Source organism: Xanthomonas sp. SHU 308 (assembly GCF_000364645.1).
Classification (GTDB): domain Bacteria; phylum Pseudomonadota; class Gammaproteobacteria; order Xanthomonadales; family Xanthomonadaceae; genus Xanthomonas_A; species Xanthomonas_A sontii.
In genome coordinates, this window is sequence record NZ_AQOK01000197.1 from 1 (window position 1) to 4,288 (window position 4,288).

The 4,288-nt window shown below is 72.6% G+C and carries 3 protein-coding genes and 1 pseudogene; 2 read left to right on the plus strand and 2 right to left on the minus strand.

Translation table 11 applies throughout. The features are described from left to right. Together D588_RS0107815 and D588_RS0107820 are read left to right on the plus strand one after the other, a co-directional pair. Positions 1-231, plus strand: a pseudogene (locus tag D588_RS0107815) (hypothetical protein); the annotation flags it as partial. A gap of 5 nt (positions 232-236) precedes the next feature. Continuing rightward, positions 237-737: a DUF3106 domain-containing protein gene (locus D588_RS0107820; RefSeq protein ID WP_026143493.1), complete on the plus strand. Its 501-nt coding sequence runs from the start codon at positions 237-239 to the stop codon at positions 735-737. Positions 738-1,041: 304 nt separating this feature from the next. Here the strand turns inward: D588_RS0107820 and D588_RS0107825 are convergent, their stop codons facing one another. Continuing rightward, the gene (locus D588_RS0107825; RefSeq protein WP_017908585.1) at positions 1,042-2,121 is read right to left on the minus strand and encodes an NAD(P) transhydrogenase subunit alpha; all 1,080 of its coding nucleotides are present in this window, start codon (positions 2,119-2,121) and stop codon (positions 1,042-1,044) included. A 542-nt stretch (positions 2,122-2,663) separates the two neighbouring features. After that, on the minus strand, positions 2,664-4,288 hold a 1,625-nt coding region (locus D588_RS0107830; protein WP_017915576.1), incomplete at its 5' end, for a DUF1631 family protein.

The following is a 4,288-nucleotide window of genomic DNA, read 5'->3' on the forward strand; positions in this document are numbered from 1 at the left end:
CTGCTCGGCGCGGCGCTGGGCGTGCATCTGCTGCTGCGCCCCGCACCGTCGATGCCGACCACCACCACCGCCAGCGTCGCCACCGCCACTGCCTCGACGACCGTGGCCGCGACCGCCTCGGTGCGCGCCGGCGCGGCCGCCGACAGCGACCAGGCCGCGACCGCGATGCTCGACGAAAATCCCGACCTGTACCTGTGGCTGGGCTCCGACACCTCGCTGGCAATGGAATGAACCCGATGACTCGCCTGATCCGTCTCTCCCTGGCGCTGACGCTGCTGGCCGGCACTGCCGTCCCGGCGGCCTTCGCCGCCCCGCCCCCGCCCGGGCCGCCGCCACCGCCGAGCGCGGCCGACCGCGACGACGACTCCGGCCCGCCGCTGCCCGACTGGGAACACCTGAGCCCACAGCAGCGCGAGCTGCTGATCGCGCCCCTGCGGCAGCGCTGGAACGATGCCCCGCAGCAACGCCGACGCATGTTCGAGCACGCGCAGCGCTGGCAGTCGATGACCCCCGAGCAACGCGACCGCGCACGCAAGGGCGCCCGCCGCTACGAGGACATGACCCCGCAGCAGCGCGAGGAGGCGCGGGTGCTGTTCGAGCGCATGCGCACGCTGCCGCCGGACCAGCGCAAGGCGCTGCGCGACCGCTGGGAAGCGATGACGCCGGCGCAACGCGCCGCCTGGATCCGCGCCAATGCCGGCCCGGACAACCTGCCGCCACCGGATGCTGCCAGGTAGGCGAAACGCGGCGCCGGTTCAAGCCCGATGCGCATGGCGCGCGCGCCCTCGCCTCGTCGTGTGCGGCGCATGGAGTCCAGCGCCGCAGAAATCGCCCCGCAGGAGCGGCTTCAGCCCCCACGGCGTTCCCGGTAAACCCGGTCGCGGCTGGAAGCCGCTCCCACGGGACACTTCCGAAGTCGCGCTCCAGTCGCGACGCGGCGTTTTCGGTAGCGCCCGTCGCAGCTGAAGCCGCTCTTGCACGGGCTCACCTTGCCCGCAGATCAGCGCCGCCCGAGCCGGCGCCCAAGCATCGCGGCCGCACTCACGCCGTCCAGCGCGTCTTCGCCAGCAGCTCGTCGTTCCAGTCGTAGGCGATCGCGCCGTCCTTCAGGAACAGGGCGACGAAGTTGTAGACGTTGCGTGCGTACATCTCGCTCGCATGCACCGCGCCCATGCTGGCCAGATCCAACGGCCCGGCGATGGTCACGCCAGCGTGTTCGATGGTCTCGCCCGGTCGGGTGAGCTCGCAATTGCCACCGGTCTCGGCGGCCAGATCCACCACCACGCTTCCCGGCTTCATGCCGGCGACCATCGCCGCGCTGAGGATCTTCGGTGCCGGTCGTCCCGGCACCGCGGCGGTGCAGACCACCACGTCGATGCCCTTCAGGTGCTCGGCCAGGCGACGCTGCTGCTCCGCGCGCTCGTCGTCGGTGAGTTGCCGCGCGTAGCCGCCCTCGCCGGCGGCGCTGACCCCGAGATCGAGAAACTTGCCGCCCAGCGATTCGATCTGCTCGCGGGTTTCCGGGCGCACGTCGAAGCCCTCCACCTGCGCACCCAGGCGCTTGGCGGTGGCGATGGCCTGCAGGCCGGCCACGCCGGCGCCGACGATCAGCACCTTGGAGGGGCGGATGGTGCCTGCCGCGGTGGTCAGCATGGGGAAGAAACGCGGCGCCAGCTGCGCGGCGATCAGGGTCGCCTTGTAGCCGGCCATGCCGGCCTGCGAGCTGAGCACGTCCATCGCCTGCGCGCGGGTGGTGCGCGGCAGCCGTTCCAGCGGAAAGGCGACCAGTTGCCGCGCCTGCAGCGCCGCCGCGCGCGCCGGATCGGCCTGCGGCTGCAGGATGCCGACCACGCCGGCGCCCTCCTTGAGCTGCTGCAGCGCCACCGCCGGCAGCGGCTGCACGCACAGCACCAGATCCGCCTGCGCCGGGCTGTCGGGATCGGCCAGGCTGGCGCCGGCGGCCAGGTAGGCCGCATCGACGAAGCCGGCCGACACGCCGGCCTGCGGCTCGACCCGCACCTGCGCGCCCAGGGCGACCAGTTTCTTGACCGTCTCCGGCGTCGCCGCCACGCGGCGTTCGCCCTGCGCCGACTCCTTCACCACCAGCACCTGCACTGCCATGCGATTCCCCGTGCCTTGCCTGTCGTCCGCGCCGATCCTACAGCGTCCGCACGCCAGGTGGAGGCGTCGCGCACGCCAAGTGGACATCGGCGACCGGGCGCGTTGGCGCCCCCGACCCGAGGGCGCCCGCCGCGCACCGCGTCGGCGAAGGCGTGTTCTCCGCCGGGCGTCCAGGGGCATGGCCAGGTCGGGAAGGGCGCGGCGTGCGGGGAACCCCTGCATCGCCGGCAAGCGATCGCCAACGCGGGTCAGGCGCAGGCGCGGCGTCAGCCGCGACCGGCAGCGCGAGGAAACCGGGTCGCGGCGGAGGAGACGTCCTGATCCCGCCAAGGCCGACGGACAGGAAACGGCGTCAGCCGCGAATGGGGCTCCGAGTAAAGCCCCTCGCGGCTGAAGCCGCCCCTACGGTCGCGATGGCATAGCGACCAACGGCCGCCGGAACGCGTCGCTGGCGATGCGCTGACGCCGCCGATACGGGCAGCCGAGCAGCACGCGACCCGTGCAACGCCACGGCAGCGATCGCCCGCGCCGCCGCGGTGCTCTCAGTGCAAGGTCGCGCTATGCGGATCGAGGCGGTCGATGACGCCCTGCATGGCGCTGTCGAAGGCGCCGTCGTCGACGTGCGCGCGCAGCCGGCCCAGCCGCACCATCACCGCCAGTTCTTCCGGCGAGGCCACGCAGAAGCGCACGCCGCGCCGGTTGACAAACAGCAGGCGCGACGAGATCGGGCTCACCCACGACAGCTTGCCGGCCTGCATCTTGCCGTCGCGGTCGACGAAATCCAGCCAGGTGCCGATCTGCATCGTGCGGAAGCGGTCGGCATCGGCGTTGTCGAAATCGTCCATGGTCTGCGGCGGCGCCACGTCCACCGGTTGCGCCTCCTGCACCGGCGGCTGCGGCAGCGCCACCTGCGGCAGTTCCGGCAGCGGCCGCTCCAGTTCCGGGCGCAGCTCGGCCACCGCCTGCAGCGTGTCGTGCAGCGCGTCGATCGCGGCCGTGGCCGCCTCGGCATGCAGGCCGACGCTGGCGAAGACCCGCTGCAGCGCGCCCTGCCAGGCCTGCAGCCAGGGCTTGCCGACGATGTGCCGCTGCGCCTCGGCGGCTTCCTCGAGCAGGCCGTCGGCCAGCGCCAGCGCATCGCGCACGCCGGGGCCGCCCTCGCCTTCGCGCAGCATCGCCATGGTCAGGTGGTGCTGCCACGGCTGCCGCAGGAACTCCTGCAACGCCTGCGGCAAATGCCGGCCCTGCAGGCGCACCTGCAGTTCGGCCTCGGCGCGCTGCCGCGCCAGTTCCAGCTTCTCCTGGCCGCGCTGGGTCTCGGCGGCGCGGCGCTCGGCGATCTCGATGCGGCGGCGGTGCTGCACCAGGAAATCGCGGAATTCCTCCTCCAGGGTCAGGAAGATCGCCAGGTTCTCGTTGAACTCGGCCACCAGCCGGTCGATGATCTCCTCGACCTTGCCCATCAGCACGCGCTCGGCCTGGCTCTCGCCGGTGTTGCCCTCGCAGGCCTCGGCCAGCGAATTGAGCAGGCGTCGCGCCGGATGGGTCTTCTGCACGAACATGCGCCGGTCCAGCAATGCGACCTTGACGAACGGCACCACCAGCCGGCCGATCAGTTCGCGCGAGCGGCCCTCCAGGTCGCGCTCGTCGAGCATCACGTCGAACAGCATGCCGACCAGGTCGATCGCGTCCTCGTCGACCGGATCCAGCCGCGCATGCGCCGGATCCACGCCGAACTGGGTGGCGTTGGACAGCACCTCGCTCTTGAGCCGCTGCGCCAGCGATTCGCTGTCGTCGCCGATCGCCGCGCGCAGCGTCGCGCTGGGCGTGGCCTGCAGCAGCGACAGCACCGACATCATCTCGCGCTGGCTCAGCGGGCGTTGCTGGCCGACCGCCGCGGTCGCCGCGGAGGTGGCGCTTTCGCGCGCGTTGCGGGTCTGCTGCAACAGTTCGTGCAACGCCTCCAGCAACACGCCCTGGCTGCCGCCGGGCAGGCGCGCCTCGGGGTCCTCGTAGCGCTCGCCGGCCTGCAGGCTGCCGCGGCGCTCGGCCCAGCGGTTGACGAAGCGGTTGGCCCAGGCCGGCGCGTAGTGCTCTTCGTCCTCGCCCAGCTCGGCACCGACGCCATCCCCGGCAGCGCCGGCCTCGCGCGGCGGGCGCTGCTCCA

Bases quoted from the DNA above. Each gene is read 5' to 3' on its own strand.
- D588_RS0107820 (WP_026143493.1), top strand. From the start codon at position 237: ATGACTCGCCTGATCCGTCTCTCCCTGGCGCTGACGCTGCTGGCCGGC.
- D588_RS0107825 (WP_017908585.1), bottom strand. From the start codon at position 2,121: ATGGCAGTGCAGGTGCTGGTGGTGAAGGAGTCGGCGCAGGGCGAACGC.